Source organism: Chlamydiota bacterium (genome assembly GCA_016178055.1).
Taxonomy (GTDB): Bacteria; Auribacterota; JACPWU01; order JACPWU01; family JACPWU01; genus JACOUC01.
In genome coordinates this window covers 1-21,286 of sequence record JACOUC010000078.1, presented here as the reverse complement: position 1 = coordinate 21,286, position 21,286 = coordinate 1, and the positions used below count along the sequence as shown (strand labels likewise).

The following is a 21,286-nucleotide window of genomic DNA, read 5'->3' as shown; positions in this document are numbered from 1 at the left end:
CTCATACTCAAGGAGCATTTAAAAATGCCAGCAAAAATTTCAATGGATGTTCAGCCTCTTCTAGGGAGTAAATCAGGAGTCGGTTATTACATTTGGGGTTTGATCCACGGACTTGCGAAGATTGATCACGAGAATACTTACCAACTTTCCTTTTTTGATTTTAGAAATCAGGGTTTTAAGGTACCCCGGCCCGGCACTCAATTTTATCAAAAGAGAAGCCGTCTTCCCGGGCGAATGATTCAATACCTATGGAAGACCTGTGCTTGGCCAAATTATAATACTTTTTTTGGGGGATGCGACCTTTACCACTTTCCGAATTTTGTGATTCAGCCTTTGAAAGGGGTGAAAAAGGTGGTGACCATTCATGACCTTTCTTTTTTTCGCTATCCAGAATATACCGATCCCAAAAACTTAAAATATTTAAGAAACAAAATTGGCGATACCGTTTATGGAGCAGATGAAATCATTGTCGATTCTCATTTTACAAAGAGTGAGCTTTTAAGTTTTTTTAAAATTGAAAAAGAAAGAATCCATGTCATTCATTTGGGGATTGATTCCCGATTTCAAAAGGGGACAGCCTTACGCGAAAAACAGATTCTTTTTGTGGGAACTCTAGAGCCTCGAAAAAATATTGAAGGCCTACTTTCAGCCTTTAAAATTTTTCTCGATCGTACCCATTGGATGGATTATCGTTTGACCTTGGTTGGGATGAAAGGTTGGCTCTATGAAGGAATGATGAAGGCGTTGGAAAATCATCCCTATCGAGAAAAGATCGAGTGTTTAAATTATGTGTCTGAAGAGGATTTACCGCTTCTTTATCAAAAAGCGGCTCTTTTTATCTATCCTTCGTTTTATGAAGGATTTGGTCTTCCTCCTTTGGAAGCCCTTTCATCAGGGACTCCAGTCATTGCAGCCCGGAGGGCTTCTCTACCCGAAGTTTTGGGGGATGCTGCGCTTTGGATTGATCCTCAGAATGCAGAGGCCATAGCCATTGCCATTGAAAGAATGATTCGCGAGGAAGGTTTAAAAAGTGAGCTGATTCGTAAGGGTGAAGAGCAAGTGAAGAAATTTTCCTGGGAAAAAGCGGCTCGAGAGACTTTACAGGTTTATCAAAAGGCGTTGGCACAAAAATAAAGTTTAAAGTTCGAAGTTCAAAGTTTAAAGTTAAAAACAAAAGACAATTTAATGGTTTAGGAATATGAGAATTGGAATTGACGCACGGTGGATTACAAAAGAGCCTTCAGGTATTGGTCAATATACAATACAGTTGATCAAGCATTTAATCCTGCATGATTCTCAAAATGAATATTTTCTCTTTTTTTCAAGAAGAGAGATTGAACATCGAGTTTCCCAAGAGTTTTCAATAGGAGAGAAGAAAAATTTTCATGTTGTTTCTTTTCCTTATTCCGTTTTTTCCTTGAGAAGTCAAATTTTTCTGCCTCTCAAGCTTAGGTTTCTTAAAATTGATTTATTTCACTCGACCAATTTTATGACTTCTCTCTTAACTTTTCAAACTCGACAGATTATTACAGTTCATGATTTGATCCCCTTTCTTTTCCCGGAGTTTGCCCCTCGGTCCAAAAAAAGTCGCTACTATAAAATTTATCGATTCTTGTTAAAGATGATTTTAAAGAAGGTTGATCATGTTTTTCTTGATTCAGAACACTCTTATCGAGATTTGATTCGTTATTTTCCGTCGATGGAATCTAAGGCCAGTGTTTTAACTTTTGGGATTGATTCAAGTTTTAAAAGGGGAACTCCTTCCGAAAGCAAGATCGGAATTCGTGAGCGTTTTGGAATTGAGGGCCCTATTCTTTTATATGTCGGGCGTCAGGATCCCTATAAAAATCTGATGAATCTTGTGAAAATTTTTCACCAACTTTTACCGAATAAGCCAAATGCCGTTTTAATTCTTGCAGGTCCAGAGGATGTTCGTTATCCAGAATTAAGAGAATTGATTCGTCGTCTAAATCTTGAGAAAAAAGTTTTGGTCACAGGATTTCTCTCTCAAGAGGAATTGGTTCGACTTTATCAAGAGGCTACTTTTTTTCTTCTCCCCTCGTTGTATGAGGGTTTTGGTCTTCCCATTTTGGAGGCGTTTGCATGCGGGGTCCCTGTCATTGCTTCAAAGGTTGCGTCTATTCCTGAAGTGGTGGGAGAGGCCGGTGTTCTTCTCGATCCTCAAAATGAGGGAGCTTGGGTCGATGCTATTTCAAATCTTCTTAAATGTAAAGAGGAGAGAGAATTTTTGATTCAAAAGGGTTTTGAGCAGCTTAAGAATTTTTCATGGGATAAGGCTGTTGATCAGGTCCTAAAGAATTATGCGGATATTTATGAAAATCCAAAAATCAAATATCAAAAATCTTGTCGGACAATGTAAAACTTAAAATGTCTCCCTTGTAATAACATTAGAAATTTTGGATTTTAATATGTCATTTTGCATTTTGATTTTTGAATTTTAAATTAAAAAAGGGAGTTGGGGGATATTTCATCCTCTTGGGTGGACAAAAACGTTTAGGGTGACAACTATGAAAATAGCACTGGTTCATGATTGGCTCAATGGAATGCGGGGTGGGGAGAAATGTCTGGAAGTCTTGCTTGAAATGATGCCGCACACACCTATTTTTACCTTGCTTTGTGAGCCAGATAAAATTTCTGAAGAAATTCAAAGATCGACTATTTCTACCAGTTGGATTCAAAAACTGCCATTTGTAAAATCCAAATATCGTTATTTCCTACCCTTATTTCCATGGGCGATTCGGAATTTGAATTTAAAAGATTGTGATCTTGTCATCAGCATTAGCCATTGTGCAGCAAAATCAGTTTCTCTCCCCAGAAAAGCCATTCATGTCTGCTATTGCCTTACGCCTATGCGCTATATGTGGGGATTTTACGATGAATATTTTGGAAAGGGACCTTATCATTGGCTTAAATTTTTAGGCCTCACCCTTTTTTTAAAACGCTTGCAGCGATGGGACCAGGAAAGTTCAAGGCGTGTAGATTATTTCATTGCCATCTCTCAACATGTGGCAAAAAGGATTAAAAACTTGTATGGACGGGACTCGGAGGTAATTTATCCTCCCATCGACACAGCGAAGTTCTATTATAATGATTTGGACCTAAAAGAGGACTATTTCCTGATCGTTAGTGCTCTTGTCCCTTATAAGAGAATTGATTTGGCGATTCGAGCGTTCAATCAAACAGGACTTCCCTTAAAAATCATTGGGGCAGGGACGGAATTTGAAAAGCTGAAGACATTGGCCGGACCCAATATTCAATTTTTGGGTTGGGTGTCCAATGATCTTTTAAGACAGTATTATGCCCGAGCTCAAGCGCTGATTTTTCCTGGAGAAGAAGATTTTGGCATTACCCCGCTTGAGGCCCAGGCTTGCGGCACTCCTGTCATTGCCTTTCGGAAGGGGGGTGTACTTGAAACCGTTAAAGAAGGTGAAACAGGACTCTTTTTTGATGATCAGACTCCAAATGCTCTTGTTCAAGCCCTTGAAAAATTTAAAGGTACACCCTATGATAGAGAAGCTCTGCGTCAAAATGCGTTTCAATTTCGAACAGAAATTTTTCAGCAAAAGTTTAAAGAATTTTTCCGAAAAAATAATATTTCTTTTAACGAGTGAGAGATAACGTATTAGAACTAACAGTCATTCTATGGCTAAGCCTCGATGGGTTGATTTTGGAATGGGAATAGGGCAAGTGTTGGTAGATGGGTTAATCTTCTACCTTACTTTTTATTTGGCTTTTTGGATCCGGTTTCATTCAGGCCTTTTAGAAGTGACTCGGGGAATTCCTTCTTTTCACCTTTATCTAGAGAACTTTCCTGCAGCAACGATTGTCATGCTGCTGATTTTCAAGTCCATGAATTTGTACGGGAAAAAGGGTCTTGTTCGTGGGGTTCGATCTTCTCAAGTCATTAAGGCAGTAGGTTTGGGAATGATGGTTCTTATGGCTATTACCTTTGTTTATCGTGATGTTTCTTATTCAAGAATGTTAGTTGTGGTGGCTTGGTTTTTATGCTGTTTGACTATTCTGATGGGGAGAAAACTTCTTGAAAAATTAGACCGTTCTCTTTACCAACGTTTAGGGCTTAAGAAAAGGGTATTGGTTCTTGGAACAAATGAGTTGTCAGAAAAGGTGATGAATGGTTTAAAAGCTTATGGCGAATTTTATGAAGTTCTTGGAGCTCTTTCTGATTCTTCACATGAATTTTCTAAGAAGGATCTTGCTCCTATCTTAGGATCTCTTTCGGATCTTCCTCAAATTCTAAGCAAAAAAAAAGTTGATGAAGTTATTTTAACCATTTCAGAGTTAGAACAGAGCAAAATTATTGAAATTATTTTTGATTGTGAAAAAGAAATGGCTCATTTTCGAATGATTCCCAATCTTTTTGAAATGTTGACCAGCCAAGTCGAGATTGAAAATTTTTATGGGGTGACGTTACTGGGATTAAAACAGTTTCCATTGGAAAAGACAATGAATCGATTTTGGAAAAGGGGGGTGGATATTCTGGGTTCAATCTTGGGTCTTACAGTTGGATTTCCTGTGTTTATTTTGCTTGCAGCATGGGTCAAGAAGGATTCGTGGGGGCCGATTTTTTACCGTCAAGAAAGAGTGGGGGAAGATGGAAAGGTTTTCACCCTTGTTAAATTTAGGACCATGCGAGTGGATGCAGAAGAAAAGTCAGGCCCCGTCTGGGCGACCGAAGATGACCCTCGACGGACAGGCCTGGGTCGTTTTTTAAGAAAGTATAATTTGGATGAACTTCCTCAATTGTGGAATGTTCTAAAGGGGGAAATGAGTTTAGTCGGACCTCGGCCTGAACGCCCTCATTTTGTGAATGAATTCAAAATGCGAGTTCCCCGTTACATGTCCCGTCACAAGATCAAATCAGGCATGACCGGATGGGCTCAAGTCAATGGGTTGCGTGGGAATACGTCCATTTCAGAACGCTTGAAATATGATCTTTATTATTTAGAGAATTGGTCTATACTGTTCGATATCAAAATAATATTGAAGACACTTTCTAATCAGAAAAATGCGTATTAAATAGCTGTTCTGAATGGTTATTGAAGGGGTTTGGAATGGAAAAAAGTTATCCATTTGCGTTTTTCTTAGGTTATCTTTTTCCAGGGTTAGGTCATTTTTATATGGGAAAGAAAGGGTTAGGCTTATTTTTCTTTTTTGCTATTGTTCCTCTTTATGGAGTTGGGATGATGCTGGGAGGGGGAATTCTATGGGAAGAAATGAATATTCTCACGGTTCTTGCCTACACCGTTAAGTTTTTTAATGGGGTTCCATTTTTGTTAAACTTATTGCAACAGCTGTCACATCATTTTTCTTATCATGAAGTTGGAACAACTTTTATTTTGGTATCGGGTTCACTCAATTTACTTCTTCTGATTCATCTCATCGACGTTATTCGAGAGGATCGAACTTCATGTCAGCAGGCTTCTTAAAAAACACTCTGCTCTTTTTTTACATCTCTTGTGTGGTTTCATTTGTGTGGGCTGCAATCAATCAAAAGGGGTTGAAGCAGATTTTTAAACAGGGGTTGAAGACTTTTTTTATCTTTGGTTTTTGCGCGGTTATTCTTTTTGGGATCGTCCACTTCTTAAGCTAGGGTATTATGGGCTCACTCATTCATTTGGATTTTGTTGCCATTGTTATTATTCTCATTTTGGTCTTTCTTTCCGTGTATTGCTGGGCGGTTTTTCTCAATAAAATTAAATTGCTTCGCTCGATTGAGAAAGGGTCTCAGGGATTTTTAGAAAAATTTCGTGGAAACCATGTCGACCCCTTAAATTTATTTCGCAACACTTATGTAAGGAGAGAAGATCCCTCCCCTCTGGTCAAGGTCTATAAAATTGGATGTCGAGAGCTTGAAAATATTTTAAAGAGTACGGAAATGATCTCGAACAGCCCTTTAAAGGCGGTTTCTCCTAAAATCTCTATTTTGGAGTTAGAAAGTCTCCAGAAATATCTATCCCGAGCTGCGTCAGAAGAAATGATGAATCTTGAAAAATCTCTTTCAGTTTTAGCCACCACTTCTTCGGTCGGACCTCTGCTAGGTCTTTTAGGAACGGTTTGGGGGATTATGATTGCTTTTGTGGGAATCAGCCGAAAGGGCACGGCGAGTATCAGTGCTGTAGCTCCAGGTGTTGCCATGGCTTTGATTACAACGGTCATTGGGCTTTTAGTCGCTATACCCGCCCTCATCGCCTACAATTTTTTCCAAACAAAAATTAATACTCTTTCTCTTAAAACTGATAATTTTTCTTCGGAATTTCTTTCGGCCGTTGAAAAAAAATATGTCATGCGTTGAGGTGGTGTGATGACCCCCCGTCATTCACGCAAAGTTGTAAGCGATATTAATGTGACCAATCTGGTCGATGTGACCATGGTGCTTTTGATTGTCTTTATTCTCTTAGCCCCTGTGATTGAATCCGGTATTGATCTTAACTTGCCTGAAGCCTCTTCACAAAAAGTTGACACGCCTCAAGATGTGGTGAATTTAAGTGTATCAAAGACGGGCGTCCTTTATTGGAACCGTGAGGTATTGGAGCTTACTGATCTTGCCGAAAGGATTCGTGCCGCGAGGGAAAAGAAAGGGGATATCGCTGTTTTACTGAGGGGAGATACAGATGTTTCTTATGGGCAGATGGTAAAAGTGTTAGATATTTTAAGGAATATGGGGGTTCATCAACTTGATATCGCGACTCAGGTGGAGGAGAAGGCTTAACACGAAGCAAATTTTTTTACCCCGAATGTTAACCATTGCTTAAAAAAGACTTAACAATTATGAAAATCCAAAAATCAAATATCAAAAATCAAAATGACAGATCAAAATCCAAAATGTTCCCAATGTCGTCGCATGGAAAAATTTTGAGTTTTGGATTGTCATTTTGCATTTTGATACTTGGATTTTGATTTTTGTCCACTTGTGTGGCCCGAAATAAGAGGGTGGCGATAATGAAGATTAACGAAATACGAAGAACCATCCTAATCACCGGTGCTTCGCGAGGGCTTGGGGCAGAATTGGTTCAAGTTTTTGCGGGGGAAGCCGATCAAGTGATAGGTCTTTATCGACAGTCAGATTCTGAAGTAAAAATCTTGAGTGAAAATGCTCAAATGAGAGGACAGCATGTCCAGTTTTTTAAAGTGAATATTGGAGATTCAAAAGAGGTAAAGTTTTTTTTTGCTTTTCTCAAAGAAGAAGGCGTCGTCGTTGATGTTTTAATCAACAATGCAGCTATTACTCGAGATCAAAATGTTATTTTAATGAAGTCGGAAGATTGGGATGAGGTGATGCAGGTCAATCTGAAGGGGCCTATTGATTGCATTCAGGGAGTCCTTCCCCTGATGGAATCCAATCCATCGCAAGAGAGAAATTTTTCTAAACATATCATCAATATTATTTCTCGTGTGGCAATGACGGGAAATCGGGGGCAATCAAATTATGCGGTGTCAAAGGCAGCTCTTCTTGCTTTGACAAAGGTAGCAGCTCTAGAGCTCAGGTCTAAAAATATTCAGGTGAATGCGGTGATTCCCGGACTTTTACCCACTCGGATGACGGAGGGGATGGATGTTATGAGAAATAAGTCGGAGAGGTCTTTGAGGGATGTGGCCGAGTCGATTAGAGCGATTACAGAACTTCATGCTATGACGGGGGAGGTGTTTAGTCTGGAAGACAGGGTTTTTAATTATTAAAGGTAAGTTGGAAGAGGTCGGCGGGTCCTGTCCCAAATCTGACCTTTCCGTCCTCAGATCTCGTGGTTCCAGCGACAAGGGTCCGGATAAATATTTTCTGCAGGATAAGAAGAAATTCAAGATAGAGTGAGAGTAGAGTGCCTTTTCCTTCGTCCACTGAGATCTTGCGGGCGGAAGGGCCCCAGATTTGGGCCACCCGCTTATTCAATACGAATAATGGAAATAGTCCTATGAAAATTTCTCCTTATCCTTCCCGTGTGGTGATTACAGGGGTAGGGCTTTTAACGGCGATTGGACGGAACCAAAATGAGGTATGGGAGGCGATTGTTCAGGGCCGATCCGGGATACGATGGTTTCGTGAGAATGGATTTGAATGGCCAGCGGGGATTGTGACGGAGGATAGGCGTGATCATTTAACTCGAGAGTGGGCCTTTCAAGTGAGCTCTCAAGCCTTGCAAGATGCCCAAGTCAATTTGGAGACGATGGATCCGACTCGTGTGGGTTTAACAGTGAGTACGAGTAAAGGGGACGTTTGTCGTTGGTTGGAAGGGAAAGACGGTTTTTCTCTTCATCAAGTGAATGCTTTTTTGATTTCTATGCTTCAAACGCAGGGTCCGGCATTGAATTTGGTTGGAGCCTGTGCAACCGGTCTTCATTCTGTGGAATGGGGGGCTCGATGGATTAGGGAGGGTAGGGCTGATTTGGTTTTAGCAGGAGCCAGTGATTCAGTTCTTCATCCCTTTTTACTTCAGGGTTATCAACGCTCGGGGATGATGGCTAAATTTTCTTCTACGAATGAGCCTTCTCAACTCTTAAGGCCATTTGATCAGCATCGATCTGGAACGGTTTTAGGGGAAGGATGCGCTGTTCTTGTTCTAGAGTCTTTTAAACATGCTCTTAAAAGAGACGCAAAAATTTATGGGGAAATCTTGAGCGTTTATAATGGAGTTGATTTATATCATCCTCTCAAAATGGATGAAAGCGGGAACAGTGTTGCAAAGGCGTTGCAAAATCTTGTTGAAAAAGCTGGGATGGCGAAAGAAAAAATAGATTATATCAATCTTCATGGAACGGGGACGCCCTGGAATGATCGAGTTGAGACACGGGGGCTAAAAATTTTTTTTGGTAGAGAGGCTAAAAAAATTTCTTTGAGTGCGACTAAACCGTTTACAGGACATGTGGTTGGGGCCAGTGGAGCCTTAGAGCTCATTGTGTCGCTTTTGGCAATGAAACATCAATTTATTCCTCCAACTTTGAATTTGGAAAAATCGGACCCAGAATGTGATTTAGATTATACGGCCCGAGAGGGTCGTGAAAAAAAGATTGAAACTTTTGTGTGTCTTGCCTATGGATTTGGGGGACATGTGGGAGGGATTTTAGTGAGGAAAGTATAGAAGTTTATTTTGCTTTTCGTTCTTGTTAACTCAAGTGGATGAAAATAGGCTACAGTCCACAGTCGACGGTCAATAGTCGATGGTTTTAGAGGAATTATTTATTTCTATGGACTGTGGACCGTAGACTGTGGGCTCATTTTTATGGCGGATCTTTATGACAATGAATTCTTTAAAAGAAGAGCTCAATATTTTAAAAGGCAAAAACCGCTATCGTTCTTTTAAAACGGTAGAGAAAATTTCAGGTCCTATTGTAAGAATCAATGGAAAGAAATTGATTAACTTTGCCTCGAATAATTATTTGGGTTTGGCGCATCGTTTCAGTGTACGTTGGGCGGCCCTTCGAGCCACATGGCAGTTTGGGACTGGGGCTGGGGCCTCGAGATTGGTCAGTGGTCATACGGTTTTTCATGAAGCCCTTGAAGATGCCCTGGCAAAATTCAAGGGGGTTGAGGCGGTTCTTCTTTATCCAACGGGTTACATGGCTAATTTGGGGGCCATTTCTACATTAATAGGACCTGACGATTTAATTATTTTAGACCGATTCAATCATGCAAGTATTATTGAGGCTGCACAGCTTTCAAGGGCAAAGATATGGGTTTATCCTCATCGAGATGTCAAGCGATTAGAAGAAATTTTAAAAAAAGCAGAGAGCCAAAATTTTAAAAATAAATGGGTGATTACCGAAACCCTTTTTAGCATGGATGGGGATATCGCTCCCTTAAAAGAAATTTTAAATCTTTGTCAAAAATACAATGCCCATCTGATGATTGATGAGGCGCATGCTACAGGAGTTCTTGGAAAAACAGGCAAAGGAGCTCTTGAACATTTTTCAATCAATCCAAGAGAAGTGGATGTTGTGATGGGAACTCTGAGTAAAGCTTTAGGTTCTCTTGGAGGTTTTATTGGAGGAAAGCGAGAAACCATCGACTATCTTCGCAATAAATCAAAAAGTTTTATTTACACGACAGCTTTGCCAGCAGGGGTTTGTGCCAGTGCCCTAAAAGCACTTGAAATGATTCAGGGGAAAAATAGCCCACTTCAGTTTTTAAGAAAAAATACAGAATATTTTTTTGAGGGATTAAAGAAAAGGGGTCTCGAATCTTCAGGAGAGTTTACTCCTATTATTCCTATCATCATTGGGGATGATCGAGCAACTTTGGCCGTAGAGGATTTTCTAAAAGAACAGGGAACCTTTGCTCCAGCGATTCGTCCTCCAACGGTTCCAGAAGGTAAGGGTCGCATTCGCTTGAGTCTCATGGCCAGTCATACTCAGAAGCATTTGGATCAGGTTCTGGAAATCATTGGAAAAATCAAGAAAGATGAACACACATCAGCTTCAGCAGCTTGATCGTCAATACATTTGGCACCCCTTTACCCAGATGAAGGATTGGGGAAAAGAAAATCCTTTGGTGATTGAACGTGGGGAGGGGCCCTATCTTTTTGATACAGAGGGCAAACGCTATTTGGATGGAGTCTCATCGCTTTGGGTCACTGTGCATGGGCATCGAAAAAAAGAATTAGATCAAGCTCTTCAAAAACAGCTCAAGAAAATTGCTCATAGCACGCTTTTGGGGCTAGCCAATGTTCCATCCATTGAACTGGCGGAAGAGTTGATTGAAATAGCTCCCCAAGGACTCACAAAAGTTTTTTATTCGGATAATGGCTCAACAGCGGTTGAAGTCGCTCTTAAAATGGCTTATCAATATTGGAAGCATCTAGATCCAAATTCAAAAAGAACAAAATTTATTAGTTTTCGCGAGGAATATCATGGCGATACTTTAGGTTCCGTCAGTGTGGGCGGAATGGAGCTTTTTCATCAAGCCTTTAAACCACTTCTCTTTGATGTGATTCGTTTCCCTTCCCCTTATTTTTTTAAAGGGAGAGAAGGCATTAAAAAGTTAATCCAGAAAATGGAAAATGTGATTCGGCGTTATCAAGGACAAATCATTGGCATTGTGATGGAGCCTTTAATTCAGGCAGCAGCAGGAATGTTGATCCATTCCGAAGGCTTTTTAAAAGCCGTTCGAGCGCTTTGTAATCGTTATGATCTTCTTTTGATTGTGGATGAAGTGGCCACCGGATTTGGGCGGACAGGGAAAATGTTTGCTTGTGAACAGGAAAATGTCACGCCTGATCTCATGGCTGTGGCCAAGGGAATCACAGGAGGTTATCTTCCTTTGGCTGCGACCTTGGTAAAGGAAAAAATTTATAATGCTTTTTTGGGGGAATATCGAGAATTCAAAACCTTTTTTCATGGTCATACCTATACCGGGAATCCCTTGGCCTGTGCGGTGGCCCTTCAAAATCTTAAATTATTTAAAAAGGAGAAATTACTGGAGAGGGTCGAGAAAAATATTTCTTTCTTAAAGAAAGAACTTTCACGATTGAATGAGCTCGCTCATGTAGGAGAAATCCGACAATGCGGTATGATGATTGGGATTGAACTCGTTAAATCTAAAAAACCCTATCAAGAGTTTCCACTCAAAGAAAAAATGGGAATTCGGGTGTGTCAGGACCTTCGCAAAAGAGGGGTGATTTTAAGGCCTCTGGGTAATGTGATGGTTCTCATGCCACCTCTCGCCATTCGGCAAAAGGAGCTTCTAAAACTTTTAGATGCGACTTATCGAGCTATTAAAGGTGTGACAGAAGCTATTTAAAAATTTTTAATCATATTTTAATCATACACCTGAAGGCTGACACCAAAAAAGCTGTTACCATCTGAATAGCCATAGGCAAAGCCAAAACCCACATAATCCCCAGAGTAGTGGTAGTACCCATCCGTATAGACGTAGGAACTGCCATAATAATCAGCCCACGGGATTAAGAGGTCCCAGCCCCAAGGCTCATAAGAGGTGTAAGAGTCGTAACCGTAAGGATAGTAATAATAGCCGCTGTATTGACTGGCCATTTTTTCTTTTTCGAGCTCAAGCTGCTTTTGTTGGACAATCCATTGATTCTTTTCCTCAATATCTTTGTCAGCAGATTGTCTGGCCATTCTTTGCTGTTCGATATTGGGTACTGGAGGTCTTGAAACACTTTCACCGACTGGATTCCAACCAGGGGGAGGCTCTATTTGACTTTGTTCAGCATGGCCTTGAATTCGGGCAAATTCCTCTTTCGCTATTTTCATCTGTTGAGATTCATTGGGGAGCCCGCTCTTTTGATAAAGCTCGGCAAGCACTTGAGCCCCCCTCAAACTTTTTGTTTCTTGAACAATTTCTCGTGCGTCATTCAGGGCTTGAACAGCCGCAGGTTGATTTTCTAAATGATTAAGCCCATTGGCAGCTTCTGTTAAGCCCATCCAATCTTTTTTTTGCTTGGCTGCTTGAGCGGCCAATATAAATGAATGGATCGCTTTATCTTTTGCGTTAAGATTTTGGGGAAGGCTAGCCAGGGCATATCCCGATGCGACAAAAATTCTCCAATCTCCTTGTTTTTGAGCGATTGGAAGGGCTGACTCAAAAAGGGAAAGAGATTGATTGGCTTCGCCCAATTTAAGAAGGGCATTCCCTGCATCTAAACACCCTTTCCATTCACTGATTTGGATGGCCAACTGCCCTGCTTTTTCAAATAATTGAACGGCTTCCTCATGATTTTTTGCTTTGACGGCTTGAAAAGCTCGACCCAAGGCATCTTGCATTGATTGAGCTCGATCCTCAGCAATAGCAATGGGTAATAAAAAAGAAAATAGAATAAGTCCTAGCCAAAATTTTTTCATCGAATCCCGTCCTCCTTTACATAGAACTTATGAGTTGTAAGCGCAATGTGCATTCTAATCGTCTAGCTTTCTAAACGCAAGGCTAAACCAAGTTGAAACAAGGTCAAAACAAATTGACAACCCCTAGTCCCTGTGGTTCTATAGATGTCTTCATTCCACTGATAATGGGTAACCGGTAACCCGTTACGGGTAACTAAAAAAAAGGTGAGACATGGCGAAGAGTGTAGCAGAAGGTGCTTCCAATACAAAATCTGGGTCGGGCAAAACAACTTGGCTAGCCCTCTTAAGAATTTATATGGGTGCCTATTTTATTCATACGAGTATTGATAAATTTACGGCTTCTTATCTAGGCGAATTTTCGAGGCTGGTTTCCCGTTGGGCTCATCATACGAATTTTGCATGGTATGAAGGCTTTTTAAATAACTATGTTCTTCCTCATGCCAAATTTTTTGCTTATCTTACGGCGATTGGTGAGTTTTACGTGGGCTTGAGTTTAATTTTAGGATTTCTTTCAGGGCTTGCAGCTATTTTTGGAATACTTCTTTATATTAACTATTATCTAGGGGAAGGAAGTCCAGAAGAGGTGTGGAGATTTGGGATGATTCTTGTTAACCTTTTCGTTATCGTGGTAACAGGAGCAGGTCGGGTATTTGGTTTGGACAAATTTCTCTCTAAAAAAATTCTCTTTAAGTATATTGTTTAAATATGACGACGCTTTTAGAAATTAAAAAACTCATTGAACCTTTAGTAGAGCCTCTCTCTGAAGTAGAGCAATTAATTCTTCGTGAGGTGAGCTCCTCAAAATTTGATTTTATCAATGAGGCAGCCCAGCACATTACTTTAGATCAGGGTAAAAGGCTTCGTCCGATTCTTATTTTAGCGTCCGCGAAGGCGTTTGGGACTTTAAGTCATGATCACATCTTGCTTGCAGTGATCGTGGAACTTCTCCATACGGCTACGCTTCTTCACGATGATGTTTTGGATGAGGCAGATACACGTCGTCATCGTAAAAGTGTCAATGCCCAGTGGGGAAATACCACGTCCGTCTTATTAGGCGATTATCTCTTTGCAAGGGCCTTCATGCTGCTTTCCTCTCTCAAGTCCAACATTCTCTTCGAACTTATTTCAGAAACAACAAAGGATATTTGTGAAGGAGAGCTTCTTCAAATTCGTTCTGCCGGTAATCCGTTGTTTCAAGAAGAAGAATATTTTGAAATGATTCGTAAAAAGACTGCGGTTCTTTTTACTTCGTGTTGTCAGGGAAGTGCGATTATATCGGGAGCAAAACCTATTTGGATTGAGGGAATGAGAAGGTATGGAGATTTTCTAGGCCAGGCTTTCCAGATTGGGGATGATATTATGGATCTTACGGGGAGTTCTTTAAAAGAGGGAAAAACGCTGGGTACGGATCTTAAAAAAGGAAAATTAACGCTTCCGCTCATTCATTTATTAGCTCGGCTGGGCTTCCAGGAAAGGCAGCAATTAGAAAATCTGATTATGCAAAAAAAATCAGATCTTTCTTTTATTCAAATTCAGGGTCTTCTTTCCCGAGGGCAGGGTTTTCCTGAAACTTTAAAAGTAATTTCGGGACTTTGTCAATCGGCCATTGATGAAGTGGATCGATTCCCTTCGGATTATGAATTGACGCTTTTTCGAGCGATTCCCCATTATATTTTATCTGAGGCAAAAGGACGCCTTGTCCAAATAGAGGCGGAACCCATTGTTAAAAGTGCTTAAATGTGGGATATCAAATGAAGGAATCCCATTCATCCTTCAACGAAGTTTCCAAAAATATTAAAGACCTCCGCGAAAAAATTCTAGGATATGATCGAAAATATTTTATAGAGAATGCCCCTGTTATCAGTGATTATGAATATGACTTATTGATACAAGAATTAAAAGATTTGGAGACAAAGTATCCAAATCTTATCACGTCAGATTCTCCCACCCAAAGAGTTGGAGAGGGCCTTATCAAAGGTTTTCAGCCTGTTCGCCATTCAATCCCCATGCTGAGTATTGAAAATACTTATAGCCCTGATGAGATTCTTTCTTTTCATCACCGGATTCAAAAGGTTTTTCCCCAGGAAAAAATTGATTATGTTGTTGAACTTAAAATTGACGGATTAGCCGTGGTGTTACGCTATGAGGAAGGCCTCTTTAAAAGAGGGCTCACTCGAGGTGATGGTTTGATGGGGGATGATGTTACTGCAAATTTGAAGACGCTTCGATCGATTCCTCTTAAGCTTCAGGGAAAAAATATCCCATCCGTTCTGGAAGTTAAGGGCGAAGTCTACTTCGATCACAAGGGTTTTGAAAAACTGAATCAGGATCGTATTGAAAAAGGGGAAGAGACTTTTGCAAACCCAAGAAATGCCGCTTCCGGATCTCTCAAACTTTTGGATCCGCGTTTAACGGCCGAGCGTCCGTTAAAATTCTTTGCTCATGGGATCGGCCTCGTTAAGGGGGGGGGATTTCAAACTCATCTGGAAGTTTTAAGAATGCTTCAATCCTGTGGAATTCGAGTCGTCGAGGGCTATCAGGCGGCTTCTTCTATTGAATCGGTTATTAAGATTTGTCATGAGTGGAACAAAAAGCGAAAAGAACTCGCCTTTGACATTGATGGAATGGTGATTAAGGTGAATTCCCTTAAACTTCAAGATTTATTAGGGTCCACTTCGAAAAGTCCCCGTTGGGTGATTGCCTATAAATACCAGGCTGAAGAGGCCAAGACACTTTTAAAAGACATTGTGGTTCAAGTGGGAAGAACCGGCACACTGACGCCTGTCGCTATTCTGGAACCGGTTGAATTATGCGGCAGTACGGTCAGTCGGGCCACCCTCCATAATCAAGACGAAATTAAACGCAAGGATATTCGCATTGGAGATACCGTTGCCATTGAAAAAGGGGGAGAGGTGATTCCTAAAGTCACCCGTGTTCTTTTAGAAAGGCGTCCGAAAGAGGCTCAACCCTTTCAGTTCCCCAACCATTGCCCTGAATGTCAAAGCGAGGTGGTTCATTTGGAAGATGAGGTGGCTCTTCGGTGTGAAAATCTTTCATGTCCGGCTCAACTCAAACGCAGTCTTGAACATTTTGCCTCACGGAAAGCCATGGATATTGAGGGGTTGGGAACCGCGTTGGTTGAACAATTGGTCGATGGACAGTTAGTGAAAAATGTAGCGGATCTTTATCGATTAAAAAATTCTGACTTTTTGTCGCTTGAAAGAATGGGTGAAAAATCTTCTCAAAATATTTTAGATGGAATTGAAAAAAGTAAAACACGATCGCTTCATCGATTGATTTTTGGTTTAGGGATTCGTCATGTAGGGATTCATGCCGCAGAAATTCTCGCGTTTCAATATAAGAACATGGATGCCCTCATACAGGCTTCCTTTGAAGATTTGCAAAATATTCACGAGATTGGAGCTGTCATGGCCCAGAGCATTATTTCCTTCTTTCAAACGAAAGAAAATTTGAAAACGCTTTCCCAGTTAAAAAACTTTGGACTTAACTGGGTCGATACCGAGCTTGCGTTAAGGAAAAAAGATTCTTTTTTAGAGGGGAAAACTTTTGTTCTTACCGGCACCCTCGAAAAATTTTCTCGGGAAGAAGCAGGGGCCTTCATTAAAAAATTAGGGGGAAGAGTTAGCTCAAGCATCAGTACAAAGACAGATTTTTTGGTGGTAGGAAATGAACCAGGCTCAAAACTTGAGAAGGCAAACTCTTTGGGGGTTAAGGTCTTGGATGAGAAGGAGTTTTTGAAGCTTTTGAAGGTGTGAGACCAATCGAATCTAGGTCGCCCACTTTTTTCTATACGCTCTACGCTAAACGCTGTACGCTAGAAATGGCGAAAGAGCAATTGTGAGAATCCAAAAATCAAATATCAAAATCCAAAATGACAGACCAAAATCCAAAATGTTCCCAATGCCATTGGATGGAAAAATTTTGAATTTTGGATTGTCATTTTGATTTTTGAATTTTGGTTTTCGTTATTATAGGGTTTCGATGTAACATGGGGGTGGTGACAATTGTGAAAAGAAAAAAAGCCTTTACCCTCGTCGAAGTTTTGATTGTTTTATCCATTATGGGGGTTATCATGAGCCTCCTTTTGGGGGCGGTGCTCAAGGCTCGTGGCAAGGTGAAATTGTCTAAAGTTCATGTTCTCATGGATTCCATCAGTGCAGCCCTCAGAATGTATGCCGATGATTTCGGAGACTATCCTCCCGATAATTCTCTTCTCAATCTTTCAAATCCAAGCTCAGCCGAATGTCTCTATTACTATTTGGGAGCGACCTTTATCAGAGGGAGAAATAGTTCGGTCAACGCTGGCCCTTATATGAGATTTAAAGGAGAGGAACTAAGAGCGGTTGCAGATAAGTCTTCTTGTGATTTTGACGGGGATGGGTTTGGGGATGATCCAACGAAAGAAATCATTGATCCCTGGGAAAATAAAACAAGTCAAAACCCTGATGGGAAGCAGATTTTGATTTATCATAAAATTCCAACCCATAATCCTTCTTTGAATAAATTTGAGCTCTATTCTATAGGTCCCAATGGGGTCAATGACAATGGAAGTGGGGATGATGTAACGAATTGGAGTTAAACGTTCTCGCAGCATTCTCGGATTCTGGGTAGAAGATAAAAAGGGAGAGAGATCAGTTTAAAATTTACCCCTTCTATACTCACTTCCTCAATTCGGAAAGGTCCTCGATAGACTCTGACCGTTTTTTTTATTCCTGATTGTTTAACAAATTCTTTGAGAGAACGCAATCGACCCGTTTTACCTGATTTTACTTCAATGGGAATGATTTTCCCTTGAGCCACAATTACAAAATCTACTTCAGCTGAGCTGCCAGGATGTTCGCGATACCAATAGAGCATACGGTTTTGTGCTCTTTCGTCCAAACTTAAGAGATGTTGTCCCACAACTTGTTCAGAAATTTTTCCACGGTAGAAATCGTTCATGGTTTCAAAAGGAATTAATTTTTCCCTGAGTCCAAGTCGGTAGTTGACTAGTCCAACGTCAAGAAAGAGAAGTTTGGGTGGTTTTTTATTTTTTACAGTTAGCGGAAGAGAGGATTGATGGGTTGCCATCGCTCGATGGAGGAGCATGGCCTGTTCTAAGGTTTCTAATGCCTCTCCCATTTCACGGCTTCTAAAATGGGAACCTCCAAAATTTTCATAGGTGATGCATTGCCCTGCAAAGAGGGGTGCCGTTTCAAGACAGTGAACCAAGTATTTGACTTTGGCAAGGGATGCGTATTTGTGAGTATCCTCGGCATAGGATGTTAGAAGGGCGTGATAGAGACGGTCGAGGTCAGAAAAATTTTGATGTTCTACAAAGTGCTGTACAACCTCGGGCATTCCTCCCACGAAGAGATATTCCTCAAAAAATTTTTCAGCCATCTGGGAAATGGCTTCAGGTATATTTTCCTTGAACGAAAAATGATTTAAGAAATGAAGGAGACGGTCCTCTTTTTTAGCTTCTAAATATTCAAAAAAATTAAGGGGATAAAGATAAGCATATTCCACTCGCCCTACGGGAAAAGAGATTTCTTCTTTGTGAAGTTTGACTTCTAAAAGAGACCCCGCGGCGATCACATGAAGGAGGGGACGTTTTTCATAGAAAAATCTCAATAACTTCGCTAAAAAAGGAGCATTCTGAATCTCATCAATGAAAAGTAAAGTTTCTCCCTCTCTTAAAATTTTACCAAATTTAATTTGGATGATTTTATCAAACTCTTCCAAGGATAGAGGGGAGCGAAAAAGTCGTTCGTGATCAGGGTCTTCTAAATTAAGGTAGATCAAATCCTTAAAGCGCTTCTCTGCAAAGAGCTTTACGCTAACCGTTTTCCCAACTTGCCTTGCACCTCGCAAAATCAAAGGCTTTCGATCTGGTCTGTCTTTCCATTTTTCGAGGTATTTTATAATTGCTCGTTCAAACATGCCTATAAGTTATTACATTAGGAGTAATATGTAAAGGGTCTTTTGCTTCTATTGTTTCAAATTAGAAACATAATCTAAAACAACCTATTCTTTAGTAATTTTTATCTTGCGAAGAACCTATTCTTTAGGAATAATCATGCTATGTTTGAGAGAAAAATTGAACGGGAATTATTGAAATGGAAATCGAAATCAGGGCGTAAACCTCTGATATTTCGTGGCGCTCGACAAACAGGCAAGACCACTCTTGTGAGAAAATTTGCCAGAAGTTTTAAAAACTTCATCGAGTTGAATTTGGAAAAAGAGGTCAACCAAAAAATTTTTTCTGAGGTGAAAGATATAAAGGATGTAGTCCAGAGCATTGAAGGGATTTCAAATCAAAGGGTGATCCCTCATGAGACGCTCCTTTTTTTGGATGAGGTTCAAAATTCTGTCTCTGCAATAAAGCTCCTCCGCTATTTCTATGAAGAAATGCCCAACCTTCATGTCATCAGTGCAGGTTCTCTCCTGGAAGTACGAATGAAGACTGAGGGTTGGTCCTTTCCCGTTGGAAGAGTTGAATTCCTTTACTTATATCCGGTCACCTTTGATGAATTCTTGTCTGTGACAGGCGAAGAGGTTCTCCTCAAGTCGTTATGGGAATATGGCATTGAAAAGTCTTTGCCACCTCCTTTGCATGATAGGTTCATTAACCTTCTATCGGATTATATGGTTGTGGGCGGGATGCCTGAGGCTGTGAATGAGTATATAAAAGAGCGCAGTTTCGTTGCTGTTAGACAATATCATGAAACCCTTGTTTCCTCATTTAAGGAGGATTTTTCAAAATATTCTAAAGGGGCAGAGGCGACACACTTGAAGTTGGTTTGGGATCGTATTCCGTTTGAGGTTGGGAGCCGTATCACATATTCCAAGTTGGCAGGTGCCAATGCCCACTCGAAGGAGATCTCAAGGGCTTTTGATATTTTACATGAGGCCATGCTGATTGAGAGGATTTTTCCAACCACTCAAGTTGCCCCGCCTCTTGTTAAAAAAACAAAAGCTGCTCCAAAGGCGCTCTTTCTTGATATTGGGCTTTGTATTGCGGCACTCCATCTTACAAAGGACCAGATTCATGAACAGTTCGTTGATCCCTCCTATCGAGGGGGGCTCTCGGAGGCATTTGTAGGTCAGGAGCTCATGGCGCTCGATTGTTACCAAAGGAATGCGCTTTTTTTCTGGATCCGTGAGGAGAAAGGGGCTTCCTCAGAGTTGGATTTTGTACTGCCGGTTGAGAATACACTCATCCCATTGGAGGTTAAATCAGGGAGCCAGGGTTCTCTCAAGTCACTTCACCAATTTTTATTGAGAAGTTCTCATCACGTTGGAATTCGTCTTTACAATGGCCCCCTCAAGGTTGAGGAGCATTCGGTTCTCCTACCGAATAGTGGCAAATTGGATTATCAGCTTATCTCTATCCCCATTTATTTAACATTCAGATTAAAAGAAATAATTTTGAAGCATTCTCGAATTTTAGGAAGGAGATGAGAAGGGAGAGAGATCAACTTGCCTTACACCCCACACACCTTGCGGTATCCCCCACCCATTTTGCCCACGAGAGGACTTGAACCTCTATGGGTTTCCCCACACGGTCCTAAGCCGTGCGCGTCTGCCAGTTCCGCCACGCGGGCATGGTGAAAATAGGGTCATAAAATGGGTGGGGGGACAAGTCTGCCAGTTCCGCCACCGCGGCTAATAAAACAGACATTCATCATAGAAGACATTTTTTCAAAATTCAACTACCCTTTTCGATTTGGGCTTGATATTATTTTCACCTTGTTCGAACATGATTTTGATTTTATTGATATGCGCCATTAGCTCAGTTGGTAGAGCAACTGACTCTTAATCAGTGGGTCGTAGGTTCGATCCCTACATGGCGCAACATTATTTCGGATTTTAGATTGCGGATTGCGGAGTTTTGGAATCGTTTATTTTTAAATCTAAAATTTGGATATTTTGGATATGCGAAATTCAGATTTTAAATAAATCAATCTAAAATTTCGCAATCCGAAATCCGAAATCCGAAATTGATTTGCGGCGGTAATTCAGGGGTAGAATGCCTGCTTGCCAAGCAGGATGTCGTGGGTTCAAATCCCATCCGCCGCTCCAACTTTGTATTGAACAGTAGCGAAGGAAGCTTGAGGGGTTTTGACTGGAACAAGTGAGGATTTGAGGGGAGACGCGAAAGCGCCGATGCGTAGCAGGCGCATATTGCAAACCTGCCGGTGGCAGGTTTGCGACAACTATGAGCGTCGGCTGGACGACCGGAGGTTGAGGCCTCAAGGCCGAAACCGTAGGCGCCAAATCCCATCCGCCGCTCCATTTAATACAGTCTAAGGTTCAAAGTTTAAGGTTCAGTGCGCCAAGCAAGCCAACAAAAGCAAGCCGAAATAAGGAGCCTGAGTAAAGGCTAACCACCGACTCAGAACTGAACTCTGCACTTGGAGAGGCAACGAACCGAGTGAAGCCAGAGGGAAGG

18 protein-coding genes and 3 tRNA genes are annotated in these 21,286 nt (G+C 41.0%); 18 read left to right on the top strand and 3 right to left on the bottom strand.

The annotated features are described in order from the left end of the window. Positions 1-24: 24 nt before the first annotated feature. The 11 genes from HYS07_11190 (at position 25) to bioA (ending at position 11,770) form a co-directional block, all read left to right on the top strand. Positions 25-1,134, top strand: coding sequence for a glycosyltransferase family 4 protein (locus HYS07_11190; protein ID MBI1871733.1), 1,110 nt, complete (start codon positions 25-27; stop codon positions 1,132-1,134). Positions 1,135-1,198: 64 nt separating this feature from the next. Further along, a complete protein-coding gene (locus tag HYS07_11185; protein ID MBI1871732.1) occupies positions 1,199-2,380 on the top strand; it encodes a glycosyltransferase family 4 protein in 1,182 nt (393 codons plus the stop codon). 148 nt (positions 2,381-2,528) lie between these two features. Beyond that, positions 2,529-3,632: a glycosyltransferase gene (locus HYS07_11180; protein MBI1871731.1), complete on the top strand. Its 1,104-nt coding sequence runs from the start codon at positions 2,529-2,531 to the stop codon at positions 3,630-3,632. 31 nt (positions 3,633-3,663) lie between these two features. Next, a complete protein-coding gene (locus tag HYS07_11175) occupies positions 3,664-5,058 on the top strand; it encodes an undecaprenyl-phosphate glucose phosphotransferase (protein MBI1871730.1) in 1,395 nt (464 codons plus the stop codon). A gap of 35 nt (positions 5,059-5,093) precedes the next feature. After that, entirely contained in the window at positions 5,094-5,468 is a 375-nt protein-coding gene (locus HYS07_11170) for a hypothetical protein (GenBank protein ID MBI1871729.1), read from the top strand. A 170-nt stretch (positions 5,469-5,638) separates the two neighbouring features. Beyond that, positions 5,639-6,334, top strand: coding sequence for a MotA/TolQ/ExbB proton channel family protein (locus tag HYS07_11165; protein MBI1871728.1), 696 nt, complete (start codon positions 5,639-5,641; stop codon positions 6,332-6,334). Between the two features lie 9 nt (positions 6,335-6,343). Further along, positions 6,344-6,751 carry a biopolymer transporter ExbD gene (locus HYS07_11160; protein MBI1871727.1) on the top strand — a complete coding sequence of 136 codons (408 nt, stop codon included), beginning with the start codon at positions 6,344-6,346 and terminating at the stop codon, positions 6,749-6,751. Positions 6,752-6,981: 230 nt separating this feature from the next. Next, entirely contained in the window at positions 6,982-7,719 is a 738-nt protein-coding gene (locus HYS07_11155; GenBank protein ID MBI1871726.1) for an SDR family NAD(P)-dependent oxidoreductase, read from the top strand. A gap of 230 nt (positions 7,720-7,949) precedes the next feature. Next, positions 7,950-9,113, top strand: a complete 1,164-nt coding sequence (locus HYS07_11150; protein ID MBI1871725.1) for a beta-ketoacyl-[acyl-carrier-protein] synthase family protein — start codon at positions 7,950-7,952, stop codon at positions 9,111-9,113. A gap of 154 nt (positions 9,114-9,267) precedes the next feature. Further along, positions 9,268-10,461, top strand: a complete 1,194-nt coding sequence (gene bioF, locus HYS07_11145) for an 8-amino-7-oxononanoate synthase (GenBank protein MBI1871724.1) — start codon at positions 9,268-9,270, stop codon at positions 10,459-10,461. After that, positions 10,433-11,770, top strand: a complete 1,338-nt coding sequence (gene bioA, locus HYS07_11140; protein ID MBI1871723.1) for an adenosylmethionine--8-amino-7-oxononanoate transaminase — start codon at positions 10,433-10,435, stop codon at positions 11,768-11,770. The genes bioF and bioA overlap by 29 nt, the downstream gene beginning before the upstream one ends. A gap of 17 nt (positions 11,771-11,787) precedes the next feature. On the opposite strand, the gene HYS07_11135 is transcribed toward bioA, so the two are convergent. After that, a complete protein-coding gene (locus HYS07_11135) occupies positions 11,788-12,831 on the bottom strand; it encodes a hypothetical protein (GenBank protein ID MBI1871722.1) in 1,044 nt (347 codons plus the stop codon). 211 nt (positions 12,832-13,042) lie between these two features. On the opposite strand from HYS07_11135, the gene HYS07_11130 reads away from it, so the two are divergent. From HYS07_11130 to HYS07_11115, 4 genes are all read left to right on the top strand, one after another. Next, positions 13,043-13,534: a DoxX family protein gene (locus HYS07_11130; protein MBI1871721.1), complete on the top strand. Its 492-nt coding sequence runs from the start codon at positions 13,043-13,045 to the stop codon at positions 13,532-13,534. 2 nt (positions 13,535-13,536) lie between these two features. Beyond that, complete coding sequence (locus tag HYS07_11125; GenBank protein MBI1871720.1) at positions 13,537-14,568, top strand: polyprenyl synthetase family protein; 1,032 nt, start codon at positions 13,537-13,539, stop codon at positions 14,566-14,568. A gap of 14 nt (positions 14,569-14,582) precedes the next feature. After that, positions 14,583-16,607 (top strand): NAD-dependent DNA ligase LigA, encoded by a 2,025-nt coding sequence (ligA, locus tag HYS07_11120; protein ID MBI1871719.1) that lies wholly within the window; start codon positions 14,583-14,585, stop codon positions 16,605-16,607. A gap of 251 nt (positions 16,608-16,858) precedes the next feature. Beyond that, positions 16,859-17,431, top strand: coding sequence for a prepilin-type N-terminal cleavage/methylation domain-containing protein (locus HYS07_11115; protein ID MBI1871718.1), 573 nt, complete (start codon positions 16,859-16,861; stop codon positions 17,429-17,431). Here HYS07_11115 and HYS07_11110 read toward each other — a convergent pair. Continuing rightward, a complete protein-coding gene (locus tag HYS07_11110; GenBank protein ID MBI1871717.1) occupies positions 17,428-18,774 on the bottom strand; it encodes an ATP-binding protein in 1,347 nt (448 codons plus the stop codon). The genes HYS07_11115 and HYS07_11110 overlap by 4 nt on opposite strands. A 141-nt stretch (positions 18,775-18,915) precedes the next feature. Between HYS07_11110 and HYS07_11105 the strand changes: the two genes are divergently transcribed. Further along, complete coding sequence (locus HYS07_11105; protein ID MBI1871716.1) at positions 18,916-20,295, top strand: ATP-binding protein; 1,380 nt, start codon at positions 18,916-18,918, stop codon at positions 20,293-20,295. Positions 20,296-20,356: 61 nt separating this feature from the next. Here the strand turns inward: HYS07_11105 and HYS07_11100 are convergent. Continuing rightward, positions 20,357-20,438: transfer RNA gene (locus tag HYS07_11100), tRNA-Leu, on the bottom strand. Between the two features lie 177 nt (positions 20,439-20,615). Here HYS07_11100 and HYS07_11095 point away from each other — a divergent pair. Further along, positions 20,616-20,688: transfer RNA gene (locus HYS07_11095), tRNA-Lys, on the top strand. A 153-nt stretch (positions 20,689-20,841) separates the two neighbouring features. Continuing rightward, a tRNA-Gly gene (locus HYS07_11090) sits at positions 20,842-20,916 on the top strand. Positions 20,917-21,286 lie beyond the last annotated feature (370 nt).